19 protein-coding genes are annotated in these 22,779 nt (G+C 71.9%); 6 read left to right on the top strand and 13 right to left on the bottom strand.

What is annotated here, in order from left to right; genetic code table 11:
• Positions 1-60: 60 nt before the first annotated feature.
• The gene (locus tag M4J07_RS21385) at positions 61-1,347 is read left to right on the top strand and encodes an MFS transporter (protein WP_255974298.1); all 1,287 of its coding nucleotides are present in this window, start codon (positions 61-63) and stop codon (positions 1,345-1,347) included.
• A gap of 61 nt (positions 1,348-1,408) precedes the next feature.
• On the opposite strand, the gene M4J07_RS21380 is transcribed toward M4J07_RS21385, so the two are convergent.
• Together M4J07_RS21380 and M4J07_RS21375 are read right to left on the bottom strand one after the other, a co-directional pair.
• Positions 1,409-1,990 (bottom strand): TIGR03086 family metal-binding protein, encoded by a 582-nt coding sequence (locus tag M4J07_RS21380; RefSeq protein ID WP_255974296.1) that lies wholly within the window; start codon positions 1,988-1,990, stop codon positions 1,409-1,411.
• Between the two features lie 54 nt (positions 1,991-2,044).
• Entirely contained in the window at positions 2,045-3,070 is a 1,026-nt protein-coding gene (locus M4J07_RS21375) for a ketopantoate reductase family protein (RefSeq protein ID WP_255974293.1), read from the bottom strand.
• A gap of 51 nt (positions 3,071-3,121) precedes the next feature.
• Here M4J07_RS21375 and M4J07_RS21370 point away from each other — a divergent pair, with 51 nt between their 5' ends.
• Positions 3,122-3,988, top strand: a complete 867-nt coding sequence (locus M4J07_RS21370; RefSeq protein WP_255974291.1) for an aldo/keto reductase — start codon at positions 3,122-3,124, stop codon at positions 3,986-3,988.
• On the opposite strand, the gene M4J07_RS21365 is transcribed toward M4J07_RS21370, so the two are convergent.
• Together M4J07_RS21365 and M4J07_RS21360 are read right to left on the bottom strand one after the other, a co-directional pair.
• The gene (locus tag M4J07_RS21365; RefSeq protein WP_255974289.1) at positions 3,972-4,529 is read right to left on the bottom strand and encodes a DUF1697 domain-containing protein; all 558 of its coding nucleotides are present in this window, start codon (positions 4,527-4,529) and stop codon (positions 3,972-3,974) included. The genes M4J07_RS21370 and M4J07_RS21365 overlap by 17 nt on opposite strands.
• A gap of 73 nt (positions 4,530-4,602) precedes the next feature.
• Positions 4,603-5,811 (bottom strand): S8 family peptidase, encoded by a 1,209-nt coding sequence (locus M4J07_RS21360; protein WP_255974287.1) that lies wholly within the window; start codon positions 5,809-5,811, stop codon positions 4,603-4,605.
• A gap of 369 nt (positions 5,812-6,180) precedes the next feature.
• Here M4J07_RS21360 and M4J07_RS21355 point away from each other — a divergent pair, with 369 nt between their 5' ends.
• Entirely contained in the window at positions 6,181-8,457 is a 2,277-nt protein-coding gene (locus tag M4J07_RS21355) for an MMPL family transporter (protein ID WP_255974285.1), read from the top strand.
• Positions 8,458-8,574: 117 nt separating this feature from the next.
• Positions 8,575-9,528, top strand: a complete 954-nt coding sequence (locus M4J07_RS21350; RefSeq protein ID WP_255974283.1) for a hypothetical protein — start codon at positions 8,575-8,577, stop codon at positions 9,526-9,528.
• 6 nt (positions 9,529-9,534) lie between these two features.
• On the opposite strand, the gene mgt is transcribed toward M4J07_RS21350, so the two are convergent.
• The 5 genes from mgt to M4J07_RS21325 form a co-directional block, all read right to left on the bottom strand.
• Positions 9,535-10,767 (bottom strand): macrolide-inactivating glycosyltransferase, encoded by a 1,233-nt coding sequence (gene mgt / locus M4J07_RS21345; RefSeq protein WP_255974281.1) that lies wholly within the window; start codon positions 10,765-10,767, stop codon positions 9,535-9,537.
• Between the two features lie 236 nt (positions 10,768-11,003).
• Positions 11,004-12,005, bottom strand: a complete 1,002-nt coding sequence (locus tag M4J07_RS21340; RefSeq protein ID WP_308284760.1) for a helix-turn-helix transcriptional regulator — start codon at positions 12,003-12,005, stop codon at positions 11,004-11,006.
• Positions 12,006-12,056: 51 nt separating this feature from the next.
• Positions 12,057-13,346: an ABC transporter substrate-binding protein gene (locus tag M4J07_RS21335; protein ID WP_255974279.1), complete on the bottom strand. Its 1,290-nt coding sequence runs from the start codon at positions 13,344-13,346 to the stop codon at positions 12,057-12,059.
• A 2-nt stretch (positions 13,347-13,348) separates the two neighbouring features.
• Positions 13,349-14,179 carry a carbohydrate ABC transporter permease gene (locus M4J07_RS21330; protein WP_255974277.1) on the bottom strand — a complete coding sequence of 277 codons (831 nt, stop codon included), beginning with the start codon at positions 14,177-14,179 and terminating at the stop codon, positions 13,349-13,351.
• Complete coding sequence (locus M4J07_RS21325) at positions 14,179-15,102, bottom strand: carbohydrate ABC transporter permease (protein WP_255974329.1); 924 nt, start codon at positions 15,100-15,102, stop codon at positions 14,179-14,181. The genes M4J07_RS21330 and M4J07_RS21325 overlap by 1 nt, the downstream gene beginning before the upstream one ends.
• 176 nt (positions 15,103-15,278) lie before the next feature.
• On the opposite strand from M4J07_RS21325, the gene M4J07_RS21320 reads away from it, so the two are divergent.
• The gene (locus M4J07_RS21320) at positions 15,279-16,160 is read left to right on the top strand and encodes a phosphotransferase enzyme family protein (RefSeq protein ID WP_255974275.1); all 882 of its coding nucleotides are present in this window, start codon (positions 15,279-15,281) and stop codon (positions 16,158-16,160) included.
• 93 nt (positions 16,161-16,253) lie between these two features.
• On the opposite strand, the gene M4J07_RS21315 is transcribed toward M4J07_RS21320, so the two are convergent.
• The 4 genes from M4J07_RS21315 to M4J07_RS21300 form a co-directional block, all read right to left on the bottom strand.
• The gene (locus M4J07_RS21315) at positions 16,254-16,985 is read right to left on the bottom strand and encodes a 3'-5' exonuclease (protein WP_255974273.1); all 732 of its coding nucleotides are present in this window, start codon (positions 16,983-16,985) and stop codon (positions 16,254-16,256) included.
• Between the two features lie 97 nt (positions 16,986-17,082).
• On the bottom strand, positions 17,083-18,351 hold the full coding sequence (locus M4J07_RS21310; RefSeq protein ID WP_255974271.1) for an SAV2148 family HEPN domain-containing protein: 1,269 nt from the start codon (positions 18,349-18,351) through the stop codon (positions 17,083-17,085).
• Positions 18,352-18,467: 116 nt separating this feature from the next.
• Positions 18,468-19,703: a copper amine oxidase gene (locus M4J07_RS21305; protein ID WP_255974269.1), complete on the bottom strand. Its 1,236-nt coding sequence runs from the start codon at positions 19,701-19,703 to the stop codon at positions 18,468-18,470.
• A 55-nt stretch (positions 19,704-19,758) separates the two neighbouring features.
• Positions 19,759-20,505: a Tat pathway signal sequence domain protein gene (locus tag M4J07_RS21300; protein WP_255974267.1), complete on the bottom strand. Its 747-nt coding sequence runs from the start codon at positions 20,503-20,505 to the stop codon at positions 19,759-19,761.
• 199 nt (positions 20,506-20,704) lie between these two features.
• Here M4J07_RS21300 and glgX point away from each other — a divergent pair.
• Positions 20,705-22,779, top strand: a 2,075-nt coding sequence (gene glgX / locus M4J07_RS21295) for a glycogen debranching protein GlgX (RefSeq protein ID WP_255974265.1), incomplete at its 3' end; no start/stop codon positions are given.

Raw genomic sequence — 22,779 nt, 5'->3', positions numbered from 1 at the left:
GCCTTTAGCGCCACGCTAAAGGAATGCCGACGGGCGGCGGAACCTCGTTTCGTAGTGGGCATGACCACAACGCCGACCACGACGCCGACCGCACCGCTGCCGCCGGACCCGCCCGGGCGGACCACCCGCCTGGCCGGGATGCTGCCCACCGATCCGCTGCTGCTGCGCCTGTCTCGGTTCACCCTGCTCAACGCGTTCGGGCGGGGCCTCTTCTTCCCGGTCAGCGTCCTGTACTTCACCCGGGTCATCGGACTGAGCGCCACGTCGGTGGGCGTCGGGCTCACCGTGGCCGGTCTGTTCGGGATCGCGGCGGGGGTGCCGGCCGGGCGGGCCTCGGACCGGTGGGGGCGGCGGCCGGTGCTCACGGGGCTGTGGATCGGGTGCGGCGGGGCGCTGGCGGCGTACCCGCTCGTCGGCTCCTACGCCGCGTTCCTCGCGACGGCGATCTGCTACGCGGCGCTGTGCCAGGCGAGCATGGGCGTGCGCAACGCGCTCTACGCCGACGTGCTGCCCGCCGGCGCGCGGGTGGAGGGGCGGGCCCATCTGCGGATGGTCACCAACGTCGGCATGGGCGTGGGCGGCGCGTTCGGCGCGCTGGCGCTGCAGATCGACAGCCGGGCCGGGTACACGGCGCTGATCCTCGTCGACGCGCTGACGTTCGTCGGGTCGGCGGTGCTGGTGCACCGGCTGCCCGGTGGGGCCGGGCGGCGGGCCGCCGCCGACGCTCCCACGGGCAGCCGCTGGCGGGCGGTGCGCGATCTGCCGTTCCTCGCGGTGACGTTCCTCAACGCCGTACTGGCCCTGCAGTACAGCCTGTTGGAGGTGGGCCTGCCGCTGTGGATCGTGCAGAACACCGAGGCGCCGCGCTGGTCGGCGGCGCTGGTGATGGTCCTCAACTGCGTGCTGGTGGCGCTGCTCCAGGTGCGGGCGACCCGCGGGGTGGAGGACCTGCCGGGCGCCGTGAAGGCGATGCGCCGCTCGGGGCTGCTGCTCGCGCTGTCCTGTGCGGTCTTCGCGTGCACGGCGGGGCTCTCGCCGCTGTGGGCGGTGGCGGTCCTGGTGGTCGGGGCGGTGGTGCAGGTCCTCGCCGAGGTGCTGTCGGCGGCGGGCGGCTGGACCGTCGGCTACGGGCTGGCCGACTCCCGGGCGCAGGGCGTCTACCAGGGCGTGTTCAACTCGGGCCAGGCCGCGGCGACGATGGCCGCGCCCGCCCTGGTGACCGCCACCGCGATCGAGCACGGCACCACGGGGTGGGCCGTGCTCGGCGTGCTGTTCGTCGGCGCCGGCCTCGGGGTCGGTCCCGCCGTGCGGTGGGCGGGCCGGGACGCGGAGTGGCGCGGCGAGTGAGCGGGCCGGTCGTCGGGGTGCGGACGGGGTGCTCGGACGGGCTCTCTCGGCGCGGACCCTCTCAGCGCGGATCGCGCCCGCTGAGGGCCAGCGCCCGCGCGAACTCGTCCGCCCCGTCCGGCAGTTCGGTGGCGGCGGCGAACCCCTCGTACTGCCGGTAGACCTCGGCGTTCGCCGTGACCACGGCCAGCAGCAGCCGGCCCGCGTCCGCCGAGACGCGGAACTCCTGGCCGGTGGCGGCGGCCACGTCCCAGCCGTGCAGGGCGAGTTCGAGCAGCAGCAGCGCGGCGACCTCGGGGGCGGGCTGCGCGGCGAACCCGAGGTCCACCTCGCCCTCCCACGCGGCCGGCTCCGCCCAGGCGGCGACGGCCCGGTCGAGCCGGGCGGCGAAGTCGTCCGCCCAGCCGGGGTCGGCGGTGAAGTCCCGCCCGGTCAGTTCGTCGGGCAGCTGGACGCGGCGGGCCCGGTGCTCCAGGCCGTGGGCGCCGTACAGGACCCAGTGGTTGACGAGGGTGCGCACGTCCCAGTCGGCGCAGCGGGACGGCGCGTCGAGCTGGTCGGGCTTGACGCCGGAGGCCACACGGGCGGCCTCGGCGGCGCATTCGATCAGACAGGGCTGGACGTTCTCACGGCGCGGTTCCATGCCCCGGACACTACGGGCGGGCGCACCCGCCCCGCTTGAACAAACGCGACGGCGTCAGCTGCCGGACGCGGTGCGGGCCACCCGCGCCTCGACCGCCGCGACCAGGTCGGCGACCGAGGTCGCCCCGGGCGGACGGCCTTCCCGCGCGGCCTCGTTCGCCCGCTCCTGGAGGACGTCGTTGACCGGGGTCGGCACCCCGTGCAGCCGGCCGAGCAGGGCGATCTCACCGTTCAGGTAGTCGGCCTCGATGGTGCCGGCGCCGCGCTGGAGCGACTGCCAGGAGGAGCCGCCGCCGCGCGGGGACCCGTCGAAGGGCTCGAAGCGGATCTTGTCGGCCCGCACCCGCTGCTCCTCCTCCGGGGAGGTGTACGCGATCCCGGCCGCGGCCAGGACCGCCTCGCCCTCGGCGCGGGCCCGGCGGAACAGGGCGATGCCCTCCTCGCTGGTGAGCACCCCGGAGACCGCCTCGATCGAGTTGGCCAGATTGGCCAGGAGCTTGGCGTACTTCCAGCGCATCGCGTCGGCGACGACCGGGGCGTCGAGCCGGCACCGCTCCAGGCCGGCGGCGATCTCCCGGGCGGTGTCGTCGGCGCCCGCCGGATAGCGCCCCAGGTGCAGGATGCCGGTGAGCGGGGTGCCGTCGGCGCGGACGACGCCCGGCTCGACGAACGCGGCGGGCAGCCACACGCACATCGCGTACACCCGCTGGAAGGTGCGCAGGGCGAGCCGCTCGCTCTCCACCCCGTTCTGCGCGCACACCAGAGGCAGCCGCTCCGCCGCGGTGCCGCCGCCGTCGACCGGGCGCGGCCCCCACGCGGCGAGCGCGGCGGCGCTGTCCTGGGTCTTCACGGAGAGGACGAGGACGTCGTCGGCGCGCAGCACGCCGAGGGCCTCAGGACCGTTCACGACGGGCAGGCGGTGAGTGTGCGGCCCGTCCGGCGTCTGCAGGACGAGCCCCTGCTCGCGCAGTGCCTCGTACTGCTTGCCCCGTGCCACGAGCACGACCTCGCAGCCGCCCTGGGCGAGCCGTCCCCCGACGGCCCCGCCGACCGCCCCTGCCCCGATGATGACGTAACGCATGCGGCGACCCTTTCACAGATGGGTGCAGGACGCATCGGTTACCGTCGGGCCATGACCGACACCGCTGCCCCGTCCACCGTCCGTCTCGGTTCCGAGCTGCCCGTGCGCCGTCTCGGGTACGGCACCGTGCATCTGACGGGGCGTGGCGCCTGGGGTCCGCGGGGGTCCGACAGCAATGCGACGGCGGTGCTGCGGCGGGCGGTGGAGCTGGGGGTGACGCTCGTCGACACCGCCGACAACTACGGGCCGGGGGTGGCCGAGGAGCGGGTCGCGGCGGCGCTGCATCCGTACGCGGAGGACCTGGTGGTCGCCACCAAGGGCGGGGTCGTGCGCACGTCGGCGGAGGCGTGGCACGTCGCGGGACGGCCCGAGCAGCTGCGGGCGATGTGCGAGGCGAGCCTGCGCCGGCTGCGGGTCGAGCGGATCGACCTGTACCAGCTGCACCGCCTTGACCCGGACGTCGCCATGGCCGAACAGCTGGGCGCGCTCGCGGAGTTGAGGGACGCGGGCAAGGTCGGGCACGTCGGCCTCGACTCCGTCACGGCGGAGCAGTTGCGGGCCGCGCTCGACCTGGACATCGTGCCGATCGCCTCCGTGCAGAACCGCTACAACGTCCTGGACCGGGTCTCGGAACCGCTGCTGGAGCTGTGCGAGGAGCGCGGCATCGCGTTCCTGCCGTGGTTCCCGCTGGGCAACGGCACGCTGCCCGACAACCCGGTGTGCGCCGAGATCGCGAAGGCGCACGGCGCGACCCCGTCCCAGATCGCGCTCGCCTGGCTGCTGCACCACTCCCCCGTGCTGTGCCCGACGCCGGGCACCGGATCGGTGGCGCACCTGGAGGAGAACATCGCGGCGGCCGACGTGCGGCTCACCGCGGACGACCTGGCCCGGCTGGACGCGCTCACGGACCGGCGGTGAGCTCCACCAGCTTCACCACGGTGTTCCAGTTGCGGCTCGTCGCGATCAGCCCCTTGGTGAGCGCGGGGCGCGCCAGCCGGGCGCCGAGCTTCGAGGTGCCGAGGCCGTCGGGGGCGTAGAGGTAGAGGACGCGGTCGCCGAGGCGATAGTCCTCGGGCGCGTACGCCGCGGGGTCCACGGCGGCGAAGCGTTCCTCGGTGACCGGCTCCGAGAAGTACGTGACGTGCAGCTGCTTGCCCTGCAGTTCGGCGGCGGGGAACGGGCACGCCTCCATGACCGCCCTGAGGTGGGCGTGGTCCCGTACGACGACGTCCACGGCGAAGCCGAACTCCTCCGCGACGGCCGCCTCGATGTCCCGTGCCCAGGACGTCTCGTCGCCCGAGTCCGCGGCGAAGGTGACGTTGCCGCTCTGCAGGTAGGTCCGGACGTCGGTGCAGCCCAGCCGCTCCACGACCGGCCGCAGCCGGGCCATCGGGACCTTCTTGTTGCCGCCCACATTGATGCCGCGCAGCAGCGCCGCGTATCGCTCGGTCGTCGTCATCCGCACACGATAGGACGGCCGCCGCGCCCCGTGGGGGTGGGCGCGGCGGCCGCCGGCTCGGGGATCGCGGTGGTTACTCGACGATCTTCAGGAGCTTGTTCGCGGTGCCGTCCGACGCGTTCTTGATGGCGTCGGGGGTGGCCCCGTCGGTGAGCGCCTTGGCGACGTCGGCCGGGGCCGCGTCCGGGTGCCCGCCCAGGTAGACGGCGGCGGCGCCCACGACGTGCGGCGTGGCCATCGACGTACCGGAGATGGTGTTGGTGGCGTCGTCGCCGGTGTTCCAGTCGGACGTGATGTCCGAGCCGGGGGCGTAGATGTCCACGACGGAGCCGAAGTTGGAGAAGTCCGACTGCTCGTCGTCCTTGGTGGAGGACGCGACCGTGATGGCCTCGGGGACCCGGGCCGGGCTCGACGAGGAGGCGTCGGCCGACTCGTTGCCCGCCGCCACCGCGTAGGTGACGCCGGACGCGATGGACTTCTGGACGGCCGCGTCGAGCGCCTCGTCCACGCCGCCGCCGAGCGACATGTTGGCGACGGAGGGGCCCTGGTGGTTCTGGGTGACCCAGTCGATGCCCGCGACGACCTGCTCGGTGGTGCCGGAGCCCTGGTCGTCGAGGACGCGGACGGCGACGATCTTCGCCTTCTTGGCGACGCCGTGCGCGTCACCGGCGATGGTGCCGGCGACGTGCGTGCCGTGCCCGTTGCCGTCGTCGGCGTTGTCGTCGTTGTCGACGGCGTCGAAGCCGGACGAGGCGCGGCCGCCGAAGTCCTTGTGCGTGGTGCGGACCCCGGTGTCGATGACGTACGCGGTGACGCCCTCGCCCGCGGTGTCGGGGTAGGTGTACTTGCCGTCGCCCGCGGTCTCCGCCTGGTCGATGCGGTCCAGGCCCCACGACGGCGGGTTGTCCTGGGTGGCGTCGATGTGGAACTTCTTGTTCTGGACGACCTTGGCGACGGACTTGTCCGCGGCGAGCTGCTTGGCCTCGGTCTCCGAGAGACCACTCACCGAGAAGCCGTTGACGGCCGACTTGTAGTTGCGCTTGAGGGTGCCGCCGTACTCCTTGGCGAGCCCCTTCTTCGCGGTGGTGCCGGTCTTCTGGTCGAGCAGCACGATGTAGCTGCCGGAGACGGCGCCCTTGGCGTCGAGGCCGTACACCTTGCCCTCGGCGGGTGCGGCGGCGCCGGCGAATCCGCCGGTGAGAACGGTGACGCCGACGGCGGTCGCGGCCGTGGCTATCGCGGCGGTCAGCTTCATCGAACGCGCACGCTTGTGAAGTGCCATGAAGAGTGAACTCCTCGCGGTGTGTGGGGGGTTGTGGAGAGTTCAACGACTACTACGTGACTTCTACGCGCGTGGGGGCGCGTAATTTCACGTGACCTCCGGCAATCTCCGGAAGATGTCCGGGGGTTGAGACGAAACCCTGACCGATTGACGCGACCAGATCAAGACCTACATACACCTGTGACTTGTTCAACAAGGTTCTGTAATAACAAACCGGACAGATCCACCTGACCGGCCCGTCGGCTCAACCCCTCATAGATGTAAGGGGCGTCGGTCATCCTGTACGCCGAGACGGCCGTCCACGCTTCGTCGAGCAGCACGACGAAACGGCTTTATCCCGCCCATACCTTCGAATCCGGAGGTGACCTCATGGCGAGGAACGGGGAAGGCCGGGACCGGCGGGTGCGCGGCTTCGCGGCCCGGGCCGGCGGATGGAGCGTCCGGCACCGCTGGGCGGCGGTGGGGATCTGGGTGCTGTTCGTCGTCCTGGCGATGGGCCTCGGCTCGGCGGCCGGACGCGTGGACGTGTCGGACGGCGACCAGCTCAGCGGGGAGACCAGCCGGGCCGCCCGCATCGTGGACGACGCGGGGATCGACGAGCCGGCGGGCGAGACCGTGCTCGTCCAGGCCAGGGACGGCCGGCTGACGGCCACCGCACCCGAGTTCAGGAAGGCCGTGGCCGACGTGGTCGCGGCGGTGCAGGGTACCGGCGCGGTGACGAACGTGCGCTCGCCCTACGCGGCCGGGGCGCAGACGGTCTCCCGGGACGGCCGCACGGCGCTCGTCCAGTTCGACATGCGCGGCGACCCGGACACGGCGTCCGACCGGGTCGAGCCGGTCCTGAAGGCGGTCGAGGGCGTCGCCGACGACCACGACGCGCTGCGGATCGAGGAGATCGGCGGCGCCAGCATGGGCAAGACGTTCGACGACGCCTTCGGTGACGACTTCCAGCGCGCCGAGTACTCGGCGGTGCCGGTGGCGCTCGGCATCCTGCTGATCGCGTTCGGCGCGCTCGTCGCCGCGCTGCTGCCGGTGGCCCTCGCCATCACGGCGATCATGGCGACGATGGGCCTGATGGGCGTGGTCAGCCATCTCCAGCCGATGAGCGAGACGGCCAACTCGGTGATGCTCCTGGTGGGGTTGGCGGTCGGCGTCGACTACTGCCTGTTCTATCTGCGCCGCGAGCGCGAGGAGCGGATGAAGGGCCACGACCCGAAGACCGCCCTGCGGGTGGCCGCGGCCACCAGCGGCCGGGCGATCATCGTCTCCGGCGTCACGGTGTGCGTGGCGATGGCGGGCATGATGTTCACCGGTCTCGCCGAGTTCCAGGCGATGGGCCTCGCCTCGCTGATGGTGGTGGCGGTCGCGATGGTGGGCTCCGTGACGGTCCTGCCCGCCCTGCTCTCGCTGCTCGGCGAGCGCGTGGAGAAGGGCCGCATCCCCTTCCTGCACCCGACCAGGCGCAGGAAAGGCGGCAACGGCAACGACGGCAGCCGCTTCTGGAAGCGCGTCCTGACCGTCGTGCTCGCCCGGCCCGCCGTCTCCGTCGTCGTCGCCGTCGGCGCGCTGCTGGCCATCGCCGCGCCCGCGCTCGGCATGAAGACGCAGAACCTCACCCTGGACCAGGAGTTCGGCGACTCGCTGCCGATCGTGCAGACCTACGACCGGGTCAACGCGGCGTTCCCCGGAGGCTCGGATCCGGCCGAGGTCGTGGTGCGGGCGGACGACATCAACTCCGCCGCGGTCCGCGACGCCATCGCCGACTTCCGTGCGCAGGCCGTGAGTTCGGGCGCCTCGCGCGGCCCGGTCGAGGTGACGGTGCACGGCGGACAGAACGTGGCGTTCATCGACGTGCCGCTGGTGGGCGGCTCCGACCAGGGCAAGGCGGAGCAGAGCCTGGCGCTGCTGCGGGACCGGGTCCGTCCTGACACCCTCGGCACGGTCGACGGCGTCGAGGCGCCGATCACCGGGCAGGTCGCGGGATCGAAGGACTTCAACGACCAGATCGTCGGGTCGGTCGTCCCGGTCTTCGTCTTCGTGGTCGTCTTCGCCTTCCTGCTCATGCTGCTCTCGTTCCGCTCGCTGACCGTCGCGATCACGTCGATCGCGCTCAACCTGCTGAGCGTGGGCGCCGCCTACGGGATCCTCGTGGCCGTCTTCCAGAACGGCTGGGGTGCCTCGCTGGTGGGCGCGGAAGGGGTCGGCGCGATCATCTCCTGGCTGCCGCTGTTCCTCTTCGTCATCCTCTTCGGCCTCTCGATGGACTACCACGTGTTCGTGGTGTCGCGGATCAAGGAGGCGCGGCTGCAGGGCCGTTCGAACCACGACGCCATCCGGCACGGCGTCGTCACGACGGCGGGCGTGGTCACCAGCGCGGCCGTCATCATGGTCGCCGTCTTCTCGATCTTCGGCACGCTGTCGATGCAGTCGTTCAAGCAGATGGGCGTGGGCCTCGCCGCGGCCATCCTGATCGACGCGACCGTCATCCGGGGCGTGCTGCTGCCGGCCGTGATGGCCCTGCTCGGGGAGCGCAACTGGTACCTGCCGAAATGGCTGCACCGGCTGCCCGACCTGACGCACGACGAGGTCGCGCTCGACGCGCCGCGGACGGGGTCCGACGAGGGGGCGGTGCGCGTTTCTCCATAAACCGTGGCCGGTAACAGGCGGTGCGGGAGGGCCCGTTGGTTCCAGCCGGAACCGGCGGGCCCTCCCACGCATCTCCGGGCCAGACGCGTTTCCACGGTTCCAGGGGGAGGATCACTGATGGACAGGCGAAGTCTGCTCAAGGGTGTCGCGGCGGGCGCGCTGGCCGCGCCGGCGGCGGCGCTGCTGCCGGCCGGGGCGGCGAGCGCGGCACCGGCGGCGTTCGACGTGCTGGTCGGCGACATCACGTCCGGCAGGATCATGCTGTTCGACCGGAACAAGGCGTTCACCTCGGCGAACGTCAAGTGGTCGCTGGACCCGGCGGGCGGCCACCCGATGGAGCACCGCTTCCGGGCCACGGACGGCGACGGGGAGATCCTGCTGGTCGCGGCGGGGACAACGACCAGCGGCACGGCGAGCATCTACCGGCGCAGCGACAAGCAGAAGCTGTGGTCGGCGAACGTGCCCAACTATCCGCACTGCATCGAGCGGGCCCGCGGCACCGGCGTGGTCGTCGTCGCCGGGCGCAGCGACGGCGGCAGCGGCGGCACCGCGACGGGCGGCAGCCTGCACGTCTTCCGGCCGCAGAACAAGTACAGCAGCTCGCTGGTACCGGCCCAGACGATCCCGTTCCACCAGGCCCACGGGCTGCTCTGGGACCCGCAGCTGGACCGCATGTGGGCGATCGGCGGCAGCGTCCTGACCGCCTACCGGATCGAGACGACCTCGACCTCGGCCAAGCTGGTCGAGGACACCGCACGGCGGATCACGGTCACCCGCGGCCACGACGTGCAGCCCGACTACCGGGACACGGGCCGGCTGCTGATCTGTGAGACGGGCGGCGTCCACGCCGTCGACAAGGCGACCATGAAGAAGACGCAGCTGCACGACCGCGACCTGGTGAAGTCGTACGTGCAGCACGCGTCGGGCGAGCAGATGTGGACGGGCGCGGTGGCCGACGGCAACGCGTTCGGCACCCGGTACGTGCACTTCAACCTGGGCACGACCCGCCCGGTGGAGACCGCGGGGGCGGTCGTCTACCGGGCGCGGATCGACACCACCTTCTACCAGTGACCGCCCCTATCCCTGGGGCAGTTCGGCCTCGATGAGGTCGGCGGCCCGCCGCGTGCCGCCCTCGTCCGCCATGTCCCGCTGGAGCGCGGCGAGGCGGCGCGCGACCTCCGGGTCGTCGACGAGTGCGAGCACCGCGGCGCGCAGCGTCCCGGCGGTCGCCTCCTCCTTGGGCACGTGCCGGGCGACGCCGAGGCCCTGGAGCATGTCGGCGTTGCCGAACTGGTCGACGGCCTGCGGGACGGCGACCATCGGCGTGGCGGTGGCGAGCCCTTCCTGGCTGCCGCCGGCGCCGGCGTGCGTGATGAAGGCGTCGGCCTGCTTCAGGATCGCCAACTGCGGGACCCACGACCGCACGTCGATGTTCGCGGGCACCTCCCCGAGGTCGTCCGCGGTCACGTGGTGGCCGACCTGGAGCACGACGTGCCAGCCCGGCAGGCCGCCGAACGCCTTCACGCACTCCCGGTAGAACTCGGGCTGCTTGGTGAAGGAGGAGCCGAGCGAGACGAGCAGCACGCGCTCGGCGTCGGCCGGCCGCGCCCAGTCGCCCTGTGCGCCGCGGTCGCCCTGGCAGGCGCCGACGAAGGTGTTCCGCTGCTCGTCGACCCGGTCGGCGTGGGGCTGGAGGGCCTTCGGGATGAGGACGAGGGTGCGGTCGTAGACGCCCCAGAACTCGTCGGCGCTCCGCGGGACTCCGTACTCCTTCAGCCACGCGTCGAACTTCGCGAAGTACGCCTTGCCGCGCGGCGTCGCACGGGGCTCGGCCCACATCGGCTTCGCGACCTCCTCCTCGTAGCCCTCCCAGGCGACGAGGTTCGGCGAGAGCGTGATCGCGGGCACGCCCCAGCGGTGGGCCAGGACGCCCGCCGGGTACGAGGTGATGTCGTGCAGGACGAGGTCGGGCACGCCCGCGCCGCCCTCGCCCTCGTACGCCTCGACGAGCTGCGGGAGCGCGTGGATCGCGTCGTCCAGGAACGGCTCGACGTTGTCGAGGAGCGTGCTCCCCCAGGCCTCCGGGTCGTCGTCGGGGCCGGGCAGCGTGGTGCGGTAGAGGACCGGCTCGGCGCCGGTCTCGGCGATCTTCTCCTCGAAGAGGTGCGGGATCGCGTACGTGACGCGGTGGCCACGGGCGACGAGCTCCCGGATCACTTCGAGGCTCGGGTTCACGTGCCCGTGGGCCGCGATGGAGAACATGGCGATGTGGGCGGGCCGGCCGTGGTGCGGGTGTTCCGGGTTCGTCATACGTCCACCGTAAGCGAGACGAGACGTCTCGTGCAAACCAGATGTCCCGCCCACGCCCGGACCGGGAGGCCGGAGGGGTGCCGCGGCCCCCCGGCTCTCCGTCCGGCGCATCAGCGGGGTCCGGGCCGATGTCGTGTGGGGTGACGGAGATGCGACGAGTGTGCGGACCGGCGCGGGCCGGGAACAGCACAGCGGACGCAGAGTTCGCCCGCGGTGTGCGGAAAACGAACGCGGCGTCAGGCGGCCCCTCGGGACAGCAGGCTCTCGCGCGGGCGCCGGCCGTACGCGGTGCGGTACAGGGCGGAGAAACGGCCCGGGTAGACGAAGCCCCAGCGGGCGGCGATGTCCGTGACGGTCGAGCCACCGCGCGGGTCGGCCCGCAGCAGTTCCCGGTGCGCGTGGGTCAGCCGGACGTGCCGCAGATAGCCGAGCGGCGTCGTGTTCAGCTGCCGCCGGAAGGCGTACTGCAGCGTACGGATGCTGACGTGGGTGGCCTCGGCGATGTCGGCGAGGGTGATCGGCCGGTCGGCGTGGTCGTCGATGAAGGCCACGGCGCGCCGCAGCGTCAGGGAGTGGGCGTCCGCCCGGTCGGTGCCGCCCGGTTCGGTGAGCGCCGTGTTGGGGAAGGTCGCGAGGACGACCGCCGCCAGGTGCTGCTGGGCCGTGGACACCACGAGCGGCTGGCCGGCGATCGCCGGATCGGGCAGCACGTGGTCGCGCAGGTAGTCGATGGCCGCGTGCAGGGCGTGCGCCCGGCCGGGCGCGTGCGGGCGGTGCCCGGTCAGCCGGACGGGGCCCGGCCTGGCGCACGGGGTGGCCGCGGCGACCTGGGTGAGCAGCGCCGGGTCGAACGTGACGACGTTGTAGCGGGCCCGGTGCACCACGCCGGAGTAGGGCAGGTCGGGCGGGGCGAAGGACACCACGTCGCCGGGGCCGAAGTCGTCCTCGACGTCCCCGAACCGGTGGTCGCGTACGGCGCCCTCGTGGACGACGCCGAGACAGATCCGGCCGAGGGGGTCGAGGGAGTAGCTCATGTCGAAGTCCACGTCCAGCGCGTCCACCGCGAGTGAGCCCAGCGTGTTCCGGGCGAACCGGGCGAACCCGCCGGCCGGGGTGCGGCTGCCGATGCGCAGCCTGGTGTACGCGCGGCTGAAGAAGTCCTCGGCCCTGTCCAGGTCGCTGCTTTCGAAGAGCATCGCGTCCATGACGACCTCGCAGCCCTTTCGGACTCTCACCATCCCACCGATTCCCCGGGCAGGAGGGCGACTTGACCACTGGTACCGCGCGGACTACCTCTGGTACCGCTTGAGCACCAGGTTCCCGTCGGTGACCAGGCGGCGGCGCAGTTCGCGCAGGCCGATGGCGCCGCTGTAGTACTCCTGGAGGGCGGGTGTGGCCACCTTGTCCTTCCATTCCGGGTAGCCGCGCACGGACTGGGCGGGCGCCGAGCGGAGCCGGGACGCGAGGGCGGTGCCCGTCGCCCAGTCGTTCTCCGTGGTGCGCAGCGCCGGGTCCTCCAGGGCCTGGGTGCCGGTCGGCAGCATCCAGTCGCCGAGAGCGAGGCGCACCATGTTGCGCGGCTGGAGCAGGAAGTCGAGGAACCGGGCCGCCTCCTTCTTGTGCGGGCTGTCCTCGGCGATGGACAGGGTCTGCGGGCTGACGCCCTGGGCGAGCCCGTCGGCACCGGCCGGTGCGGGCAGCACCTGCCAGTCGAAGCCCTTGGGTGCCTGCTGCACGATCTGCTGCCGGTAGGAGAAGCCGAGCGGCACCATCGCGTACTTCCCGGCGAAGAAGCCGGGGAGCGTGTCGGAGCCGCCCATGCCGAGGGTCGTGGCGGACGCGCTGTGGTCGACGTTCACCTGGTCGTGGACGGTGCGGGGCATGATCTGGTCGGCCGGGTCGAAGCGGATCTCGGTCTTTCCGTCGGCGCCGCGGTGGAACATCCGGCCGCCGGTCGACAGGGACAGGTTGAGCGTCGCCGACACGGGCTCCTTCAGCGGCCAGGCGACGCCGTACTTCCCGTCGCCGCTCAGCTCCTTCGTGATCCGCCGGAACTCCTCCCAGGTCCACGGCTCGTCCGGGGTCGGCACGCGCACGCCGGACTTCTTCAGCCAGGTGGCGTTGGCGATCAGCACGCGCGGCTCCTGGAGGAACGGGACGCCGTAGACCCCCTTCCCGAACGTCGCGGTCCGCCAGCTCTGCCGCGGGATGTCGGACGTGAGGCGGGCGGGGAGCAGGTCGCGCAGATCGGCGAGGTAGCCGCCGTACGCGAAGTCGGCCAGGTCGTCGGACGCGTCGTGGATGATGTCCGGCGCCTCGCCGCCCTCGAAGGAGGTGAGGAGCTGGTCGTGGACGCTGTCCCAGCTGCCCTGGACGTACTTCACCCGGATGTCGGGGTGCCGCGCGTTCCACTCCTTCACCAGCTGCTTGTTGGCGTCGACGGACTCCTTCTGCCAGGCGAGGGACTGGAATGCGAGGGTGACGACGCCGTCCTGCTCCGGTGGTCCCGAGGAGCATCCGGCGCCGAGGAGCAGCGCGGTCACGGCCGCGAGGGCCGTCGCCAACTTCTTCGCCCTCATGGTCACTTCACCGCCCCGGCCAGCATGCCGCCGGTGATCCTGCGCTGGATGAGCGCGAAGATCAGCAGCGACGGCAGGGTCGCGAGGAACGCGCCCGCGGCGAGCGGGCCGAGGTCGGCGACGCCCTCGGCCCCGAGGAAGTGGGTGAGGACGACGGGCAGCGTCTGCCGCTCCGGCGTCTTCATCAGGACGAGGGCGAAGAAGAACTCGTTCCACGCGGTGATGAACGCGAACAGGCCCGTCGCCACGATGCCGGGCGCCAGCAGCGGCGCCGTGACCGACACCAGGACGCGCAGCCGCCCGGCCCCGTCGACCGCCGCCGCCTCCTCCAACTCCTTTGGCACGGCGCGCACATAGCCGACGAGCATCCACAGCGCGAAGGGCAGCGCCCACACCACGTAGACCATGGTCAGTCCCGGCAGGGAGTTGATCAGGTGCAGGTTCTTGAGGATCAGGAACAGCGGGATGATCACCAGGACGAAGGGGAACGCCTGGCTGACCACCACCCAGCCGGTGGCCGCCCGGGACAGCAGGGAGCGGTGCCGGGCCATGACGTACGCCATCGGGGTCGCGATGACGATCGCGACGACGGCGGCGCAGACCGCCACGAGCAGCGAGTTGGCGGCGGCGCGCAGCAGCGGCTGCTCGTCGAAGGCCTGCCGGAAGTTGTCGAGGGTCGGGTTCTTCGGGAGCCAGGTCGGGTGCAGGCTCGCCAGTTCGCGGGGCGGCTTGAACGCGGTCGAGATCAGCCAGAGGAACGGGAAGACGAGGAAGACGAGATAGGCGAGGAGCGCCAGGTACTGGCCCGCGCGCGCGGGCTTCGACACCTTCATCACTGCTCGTCGCCTCCCTTCAGGCGGCCCACCAGGTAGAGGGCGAGAAGGACCGAGATGACGGCGACCATGACGCAGCCCATCGCCGCCGCGTAGCCGAACTGGCCGTAGCGGAAAGCCTCTTCGTACGCGAAGAGCATGGGGAGGCGGGTGCGGCCGCCGGGACCGCCGTTGGTCAGGACGTAGACCAGGGCGAAGGAGTTGAAGTTCCAGATGAAGTTGAGCGCGGTGATGGCGAGTGCGACGGGGCGGATCGCGGGCCAGGTCACCGTGCGGAACCGGCGCCAGGCGCCCGCGCCGTCCATGGCGGCGGCCTCGTGCAGTTCGCGCGGCGTGTGCTGCAGCCCGGCGAGCAGTGCCACCGTGGTCTGCGGCATGCCCGCCCAGACGCCGACGACGATCACGGCGGGCAGCGCGGTGGCGAGGCCGGTGAGCCAGTCGCGTCCGTCGCCGAGGCCGAGGTCGCGGATCGTCTCGTTGAGGATGCCCGCGTCGGGGTGGTAGACGAGCCGCCACATGATGCCGACGACGACCTCCGGCATCGCCCACGGCACGATCGCCAGCGCCCGGGCCAGCCAGCGCAGCCGCAGGTCCTGGTTGAGCAGGAGGGCGAGGCCGAGGGCGAGCAGGAACTGCGGGACCGTCACCCCGACCGCCCACAGCAGGCCGATGCGGAACGACTCCCAGAACAGGGTGTCGTGCAGCAGGTCCTGGAAGTTGAGGGTGCCGACCCACTGGGTGGCGGCGGTGCGGCCCGACTGGGAGTCGGTGAACGCCAGGCCCACCCCGTACAGCAGGGGACCCACGCTCAGGACGAGGATCGGGATCAGCGCGGGCAGCACCAGGAACCAGGCGCCGCGCTCCCGCCCGGCCCGCTCCGCCGTCGGATCCTTCGCCGGACCTCGCGTCCGTCTTGTCGTGATCGCCGTGGTCACGGAGGCGGCTCCTTCGGGCGGTCCGGATGGCGCAGGCGGCTTCCGGCCGCCCCGGCGGCCTCCGTCATGGTCCTGACAAGGCCGGACGGCGTCAAGACGTGCGGACCAGGGTGACGACGGGTGGGAGACTGGGCCCGTACCAGGTGGAACGCGGGAGGCGTGGGATGGACGAGGCACGGGCACGGGACGTGCTGGCGCAGGCGGATGTCGTGGACGGCCCGGCGGGCGGCGCCCGGCTGCTGGCGCTCGGCGAGAACGCGGTGTTCGCCGCGGGCGACCTCGTCGTCAAGGTGGGCCGCGACATCGGGCAGGGCGGGTCCGAGCTCCTCGACCGGGCGCGCCGCGAGCTGGCCGTGGCCGGGTACCTCGCCGAGCACGGGGTGCCGGCGGTGCGGGCCGCGAAGCCGGAGGTCCTGGTGGTGGACGGGCATCCGGTGACGGTGTGGGAGCGCGTCCCGGCGGCCGTCCGGCCGGCCGAGCCGCGGGATCTCGCCGAACTCCTCAGGCTGGTGCACGCGCTGCCCGCGCCGTCCGGTCTCACACTGCCCCGGCGCGAGCTGCTGGGGGGTGTCGAGCGGTGGCTGCGGCTCGCCGGGGACGCCGTCGATCCGGCGGACGCGGCCTACCTGCGGGAGCGGCGGGACGGGTTCGCGGCGGCCGCGGCCGCGCTGACGCCCCGGCTCGCGCCCGGGCCGATCCACGGGGACGCGCTGCCGCGCAACGTGCACATCGGTCCCGACGGGCCGGTCCTGGTCGACCTGGAGACCTTCTCCGCGGATCTGCGCGAACACGATCTGGTGGTCATGGCGCTGTCGCGGGACCGGTACGGGCTGGCGGCGGACGCCTACGACGGGTTCGTCGAGGCGTACGGGTGGGACGTGCGGGAGTGGGACGGGTGCGCCGTGCTGCGCGGCGCGCGGGAGACGGCGTCCTGCGCGTGGGTGGCGCAGCACGCGCCGAGCAATCCGAAGGCGCTGGCGGAGTTCCGGCGGCGGGTGGCGTCACTCCGGGACGACGATCCCGCCGTGCGGTGGTATCCGTTCTGAGCCGGCCTCGGCCAGCACGGCCCGTCCGGCGTTCGAGGACCGGGGGGCCGGGGGCAACGCCCCCGTGCCCACGGGCGGAGGGCGGGCCGGTCCTCAGCCCCCGACCGCGTCGGCCGTCGTGTCGAGCATCCGCAGGGGCCACGCCGGGTCCACCACGGCGGAAGCGTCCCCCTTTCGACGCAGGAACGCCTGGAAGTCCGCCGCCCACTCCGCGTACCACTCCACCTGCCGGCGGTGGAGCTCGGCGGCGCCGAGGGCCGCGACCTTCGTGTGGCGCTCGCCTATCGCCCGGGCGAGCCGCGCCGCGGCCAGGGCGTCCGCCGAGGCGTCGTGCGCGGCGTCGAGCGTGACCCCGTACTCGGTGCAGACCGCTTCCAGATTGCGCTTGCCCTTGCGGTACCGGTCCACGGTGCGGTCGATCGTGTACGGGTCGACGACCGGGGCCGGGTCGAAGCCGAGCCGGTCCCGCAGGGACGGCAGGCCGTACCGCGCCAACTCGGCGGAGAGCAGGGTCAGATCGAACGCCGCGTTGTACGCCACCACCGGCACGCCCGTGCGCCAGTAGCCGACGAGGGCCTCTGCCATGGCGTCCGCGACCCGGTCGGCCGGCTCGCCCTCGGACGCCGCCCGCTCATTGCTGATCCCGTGCACGGCGACCGCGTCGTCCGGGATCGGCACGCCGGGGTCGGCGAGCCACTGCCGGTGGCCGAGCACCGCGCCGTCCCTGACCTCTATGACGGCGCCGGTGACGATGCGCGCCTCGCGCGGATCGGTCCCGGTCGTCTCCAGGTCGAAGCCGATCAGCAGCTCCCGGTGCCAGCCCATGGCAGCCCCCTTCTCGTGGTGCGGTGGTGCGTTCCCCCAATGACCACCACGATCGCATGCGCCACTGACAATCGGTCCGGCACCCGTCCCGGTCCCGCTAGGACACCGGCCGCCCGTCCACCCACGCCTGCTCGAACTCGTCGCGGTATGTCACGAAGAGTCCGTTCTCACCCATGTCCGGGGACGCCCCCGCCTTCACGACCCGGCCGCCGCCGCGGAGCACCAGGACCGGCGCCTCCATGCCGCGGCTGCGACGCAGGTACGACTGGATCACCCCGATGCCGTCCGAGCCGTCGCCGTCCACGAGGTAGGCGGTGAAGCGGGGCGTCTCGTCGAAGACCTGGATCTCGAAGGCCCCGGGATCCCGGAGCCGGGCCCGCACTCTGCGCATGTGCAGGATGTTCATCTCGACGGCCCGGCTCAACTCGCCCCGTTTGAGCCCGAGTTCCCTTTCGCGCCGTTTGACCGCGCTGGACGCCGGATTCAGGAAGAGGAGACGGACGCGACAGCCCGACTCGGCCAGGCGCATCAGGCGGCGGCCCGAGAAGTTCTGCACGAGGAGGTTCAGGCCTATCCCGATGGCGTCGAGGCGGCGGGCCCCGCCGAAGAGGTCCTCGGCGGGGAACTGGCGCAGCAGCCGCACCCGGTCCGAGTGGACGCCGACGACGTCCGCGTACCGGTCGCCGACCAGGTCCTCGACGGCGTCGACGGGCAGCCGGCGGGCCGAGGGGACGTCCGAGCCGGCCCCGAGCATGTCCAGGAGGCGGGCGGAGGCCCGCTCGGCCTGGGCGAGGACGGTCTCGGACAGGGCGCGGTTGCGGGAGACCACGTTCCGGGTGACCTCGAGCTCGTCCAGGGCGAGTTCGACGTCGCGCCGGTCGTCGAAGTACGGCTCGAAGCACGGCCAGTGCTGGACCATCAGCTCGCGCAGCTGCGGGAGGGTGAGGAAGGACAGCACGTTGTCGTCGGCCGGGTCCAGCAAGTAGCCCTTGCGGCGGCTGACTTCGCGCACGGCGACGGCCCGCTGCACCCACTCCTGGCCGGCGGGCCCGGCGGCGGCGACCACCCAGTCGTCGCCGTGCACGGGCTCGTAGATCGGGCGGAGCACGGCCGCGACGACGGCGCGCAGCCGCTGCTCCACCAGGTTCAGCCAGATGTAGGCACGCCCGGCTCGTTGCGCGCGCGTACGGACCTCGCGCCAGGCGTCGGCACCCCAGTCCAGTTCGGGTCCGATCTGCGATCCCACGTCCATGGGCCTGGCAAGCGACACCGCTCCGGGTGGGATGTCCGTGGAAGCTGCCCCCTGACCGTCCTGGCCCTCGTGACCGTCGTCACCAGGGGGCAGCTCACGACCTCCCGAGCTCACCCGCTCCGCACCGCCTTCCGCTCCCCCGAGCTTGTCGAGCACACTCCCCCAGCAACGATCAAGGAAGGGTACTCCGGGAGCGGCGGGCGGTGCAGCCGGATGGAGATGAGAGTTTCTCAACTACCGTTTCTGGGAACGCCGTTCTGATCCGCCAGGTCGCCGGGAGTGAGCGGATTCATAGCGGTCACGTCCCTGGGGGCGAGGGAGAAGCCCTGCCAGTGCACCGGCATGGGCTGCTGGTCCTCGTCCCGGGCGATGTGGTGGAACCCGATGTTGACCCAGGTGATCGGGTGCGTCAGCGTCTGACCGCCGACCCACTTGTCCACGCTCCTGCCGCCGCAGCTCGACGACGGGTTGTCGCTCGCGTACTGCTCGCACTTCTTGTACTCGGTGAAGTACACGTCGTGCTTGGTGAACGAGCGGCCGGGGTACTTGCTGGAGCGGCCGGGCACGAACTCGTAGGAGCGCGGGTGCCCGTCCTGGTTCTTGCCGGCGGTGGACACCACGCGCCACCACCGCATGTCCTTGGCGTCGCCGGCGAGTTCCTTGGTGACCGGGGTGCGCGTCGTCCTCGTGGTGGGCGAGCCGCTGCCCCGCGGCGGGGTCACCTTCGAGTCGTACTGCTCGACCTTGGTCCTGGTGGAGCCGTCGAGGCCGAAGTTGAGCCGCCAGAAGACGTTGTGGTTGTGGCTCTCGGCGTAGGCGCTGGCGCCCTTGCCGATGGGCCAGCCCTTGCCGTCGGTGCCCTTGTAGTCGTACGGGGAGAGGCTGCCGGTCGCGCCGACGTTCGACGAGATGGTGCCGTCGGAGGAGAAGCGCCACTCGGTGATGTACTCGTACCAGGACGCCTTGTTGACCGTGTAGACCAGCAGGTCCTTGCCCTGGGCGCTGTACAGCTTGCCGCTGCCGCCGGTCGACTCGTCGTCGTTGAGCCGGTACGCGTGCCCGCGCGCACGCGTGGTCGCGCACAGGCCCTTCACGTTGCCCATGTCGGGGACCTTGACGGTCTTGATGGTGCCGCCGGGGCACTCGGCGGGCTTCAGGTTCTGCAGGGCCATGCCGAAGTCGGTGCCGGTGACGTCGTCGTACTCGTTCTCCCCGTCGTCGTAGGGGACGTGGACCTGCGCGAGGCGGGCACTGGTGAGGACGGCGATCGGCTTGGGCTCGCCCTTGGGCTGGTAGCTGACGTTGTCCAGGACGAGTCCGGACAGGGTGTTGTAGTGCCAGCACATGCGCCAGGTGGTGCCGAGCAGCGCGGTGACCGCGAGACCCGTCAGTGCGGCTGCGGGTCCGGTGCGGGCGCGCCGGGCTCTGGTGCCGTGCGGGCCGGGCATGACGTGCGTGACGTGCATACGGAAGGGCTCCCTTGTGCAGGAGAAGCGGCGGAGGACGGTGGCGGGGCGGGTCTCAGGAGAGACGGCCGATCCTGCGGTCGCTCAGGTCGACGACGAGGGCGCGGGTGTCGATCCACGGTCCGTTCGTGACCTTGGCGACGACGCGCAGGCAGCGGTGCTTGCCGCACTCGGTCAGGTCGGAGGGGACCTTCGCGACGGTCTCCTTGCGGAACACCATGCCGCTGAGCTGGAGCTGGTCCGCCTTGGTGAGCTCCTTGCCGGTCGCGTCCCGGTAGTCGTCGCGCAGGTCGGCCCCGAGCTGGTCGGCGATCAGCAGCTGGGCGGCCTCGGTCAGTTCGTCCCTGCTGGGCGGCGGCTGCACGCCCTGGTCGGTCTGTGTGTCCTCGACCTTCCCGGAGTCGAGGTTCACCGTCTTCGTGACGACGGAGTCGGTCCGGTAGTCGTAGTAGACGACGTCGGCGCGGCGCTCCTGGGCGGCGGCGCCGCCGAGGGCCGGGTCGACCTCGGTCAGGTTCGTCGACAGGTGCTGGGGGCCGCGGTCGCCCTCCACGTCCCGGGCGTCGAGGCGCAGCGCCCTGGGGGCCACCGCGAGCTTCTCGGCCCGCTCGATCTCGGCGTCGGTGAGCGGGTCGCGCCCGACGCCCTTCTCGCCCTCCTCGGGAGCAGCCTCCACGGTGCCCTCCGGGGCCACCGCGTCCTGCTGGGCCGTGCCGGCCCTGGCGGCGTCACCGCCGTCGTCCGGCAGGCTCACGCCGACCGCGACGGCGGCACCGGCGACCGCGAGGGCCACTCCCGCCACCAGTCTTCCGAGATGGCGTCTTGCTAGCTCGCGCACATCTTCCCCCTCCTCCTGTCCCGGCCGTCCCGGTCGAGGACATACCGGTAATGCGTGGTCTTCGTGTAAGAGGGCCCCAACTCCCGTTAGGTTCCGCCACTTTCGGGGAGAGACTGTGCGATGTCGCCCGGACGGCCGGGCCGTAAGTGGAAGAGTCGTAGCCATGCAGGTCTGGCCTGGACAGGCGTATCCGCTGGGTGCCTCGTACGACGGCGCCGGAACGAACTTCGCGGTCTTCTCGGAGGCCGCGGACCGCATCGAGCTGTGCCTGCTGCACGACGACGGCTCGGAGACCGCGGTGGAACTGCGGGAGTCCGACGCGTTCGTGCGGCACGCGTACCTGCCGGGGATCATGCCGGGGCAGCGGTACGGGTACCGCGTGCACGGCCCGTACGATCCCGCGCGCGGGCTGCGCTGCAACTCGGCGAAGCTGCTGCTCGATCCGTACGCGCGCGCCATCAGCGGGCGGATCGCGTGGGACGAGTCGGTGTACGGGTATCCGTTCGGCTCGCCGGACGAGCGCAACGACCTGGACTCGGCGCCGCACACCATGGCGTCGGTGGTGGTCAATCCGTACTTCGACTGGGCCGACGACCGGCCGCCGCGCACCGAGTACCACGAGACCGTGCTCTACGAGGCCCATGTGAAGGGCCTGACGATGCTCCATCCGGCGCTGCCCGACGAACTGCGCGGCACGTACGCGGCGCTCGCGCACCCCGCGGTCATCGAGCACCTCATCGAGCTGGGCGTCACCGCGCTCGAACTGATGCCGGTCCACCAGTTCGTCAACGACCACCGTCTGGTCGACATGGACCTGAACAACTACTGGGGCTACAACACGATCGGCTTCTTCGCCCCGCACAACACGTACGCGTCCTGGGGCGACCGGGGCGAGCAGGTCCTGGAGTTCAAGTCGGCGGTCCGGGCCCTGCACCAGGCGGGCATCGAGGTCATCCTGGACGTGGTCTACAACCACACGGCCGAGGGCAACCACCTGGGCCCCACGCTCTCCTTCAAGGGCCTCGACAACGCGTCGTACTACCGCCTCGCCGACGAACCGCGCTACTACATGGACACCACGGGGACCGGGAACTCGCTGCTGATGCGGTCCCCGCACGTCCTCCAGATGATCATGGATTCGCTGCGCTACTGGGTCGAGGAGATGCACGTCGACGGCTTCCGCTTCGACCTCGCGGCCACGCTGGCCCGGCAGTTCCACGAGGTGGACCGGCTGTCGTCGTTCTTCGACCTGGTGCAGCAGGACCCGGTGGTCTCGCGGGTGAAGCTGATCGCGGAGCCGTGGGACGTCGGCGAGGGCGGCTACCAGGTGGGCAACTTCCCGCCGCTGTGGACCGAGTGGAACGGCAAGTACCGCGACACCGTGCGGGACCTGTGGCGCGGCGAGCCGCGCACGCTCGCCGAGTTCGCGGGCCGGCTCACCGGCTCGTCGGACCTCTACCAGGACGACGGGCGCCGGCCGCTGGCGTCCATCAACTTCGTGACCTGCCACGACGGTTTCACGCTGCACGACCTGGTCGCGTACAACGAGAAGCACAACGAGGCGAACGGCGAGGACAACAACGACGGCGAGTCGCACAACCGGTCGTGGAACTGCGGCGCCGAGGGCGACACCGACGATCCGGAGGTGCTCGACCTGCGGGCGCGCCAGATGCGCAACTTCGTCGCCACGCTGATGCTGTCGCAGGGCGTTCCGATGCTGAGCCACGGCGACGAGTTCGGCCGCACCCAGAGCGGTAACAACAACGCCTACTGCCAGGACAACGAGCTGGCGTGGGTCGGCTGGGCGGATCAGGACGCCCCGCCCGAGCCGTTCCTGGAGTTCACGCGCGCGATGGTGAAGCTGCGCCGCGAGCACCCCGTCTTCCGCCGGCGCCGCTTCTTCCACGGCCGTCCCGTGGAGGGCACGCACGACGAACTGTCGGACATCGCCTGGTTCACGCCCGAGGGCGAGGAGATGACGCAGCAGGACTGGGGCGCGGCGCAGGCCAGGGCGCTGTCGGTGTTCCTGAACGGCAACGCGATCTCGGAGCCGGGCGAGCGCGGCGAGCGCATCCAGGACGACTCGTTCCTGCTGCTGTTCAACGCGTCGTCCGAGGAGCTGGAGTTCGTGGTTCCGGTCAATCACGGGCGGCAGTGGCGGGCGGTCGTGGACACGGCGCTGCCCGACGGGCTCCCGGCGGACGACGGTCAGAAGGTGCAGGCCGGTGACCGGCTGAC

Source organism: Streptomyces longispororuber (assembly GCF_024448165.1).
Classification (GTDB): Bacteria; Actinomycetota; Actinomycetes; order Streptomycetales; family Streptomycetaceae; genus Streptomyces; species Streptomyces longispororuber_A.
This window is presented reverse-complemented; position numbering and strand designations above follow the sequence as displayed.

Excerpts from the sequence above, each read along its gene's own strand:
- M4J07_RS21385 (WP_255974298.1), top strand. The coding sequence starts at position 61 with ATGACCACAACGCCGACCACGACGCCGACCGCACCGCTGCCGCCGGAC.
- M4J07_RS21380 (WP_255974296.1), bottom strand. The coding sequence starts at position 1,990 with ATGGAACCGCGCCGTGAGAACGTCCAGCCCTGTCTGATCGAATGCGCC.
- M4J07_RS21375 (WP_255974293.1), bottom strand. The coding sequence starts at position 3,070 with ATGCGTTACGTCATCATCGGGGCAGGGGCGGTCGGCGGGGCCGTCGGG.
- M4J07_RS21370 (WP_255974291.1), top strand. The coding sequence starts at position 3,122 with ATGACCGACACCGCTGCCCCGTCCACCGTCCGTCTCGGTTCCGAGCTG.
- M4J07_RS21365 (WP_255974289.1), bottom strand. The coding sequence starts at position 4,529 with ATGACGACGACCGAGCGATACGCGGCGCTGCTGCGCGGCATCAATGTG.
- M4J07_RS21360 (WP_255974287.1), bottom strand. The coding sequence starts at position 5,811 with ATGGCACTTCACAAGCGTGCGCGTTCGATGAAGCTGACCGCCGCGATA.
- M4J07_RS21355 (WP_255974285.1), top strand. The coding sequence starts at position 6,181 with ATGGCGAGGAACGGGGAAGGCCGGGACCGGCGGGTGCGCGGCTTCGCG.
- M4J07_RS21350 (WP_255974283.1), top strand. The coding sequence starts at position 8,575 with ATGGACAGGCGAAGTCTGCTCAAGGGTGTCGCGGCGGGCGCGCTGGCC.
- mgt (WP_255974281.1), bottom strand. The coding sequence starts at position 10,767 with ATGACGAACCCGGAACACCCGCACCACGGCCGGCCCGCCCACATCGCC.
- M4J07_RS21340 (WP_308284760.1), bottom strand. The coding sequence starts at position 12,005 with ATGGTGAGAGTCCGAAAGGGCTGCGAGGTCGTCATGGACGCGATGCTC.
- M4J07_RS21335 (WP_255974279.1), bottom strand. The coding sequence starts at position 13,346 with ATGAGGGCGAAGAAGTTGGCGACGGCCCTCGCGGCCGTGACCGCGCTG.
- M4J07_RS21330 (WP_255974277.1), bottom strand. The coding sequence starts at position 14,179 with ATGAAGGTGTCGAAGCCCGCGCGCGCGGGCCAGTACCTGGCGCTCCTC.
- M4J07_RS21320 (WP_255974275.1), top strand. The coding sequence starts at position 15,279 with ATGGACGAGGCACGGGCACGGGACGTGCTGGCGCAGGCGGATGTCGTG.
- M4J07_RS21315 (WP_255974273.1), bottom strand. The coding sequence starts at position 16,985 with ATGGGCTGGCACCGGGAGCTGCTGATCGGCTTCGACCTGGAGACGACC.
- M4J07_RS21305 (WP_255974269.1), bottom strand. The coding sequence starts at position 19,703 with ATGCACGTCACGCACGTCATGCCCGGCCCGCACGGCACCAGAGCCCGG.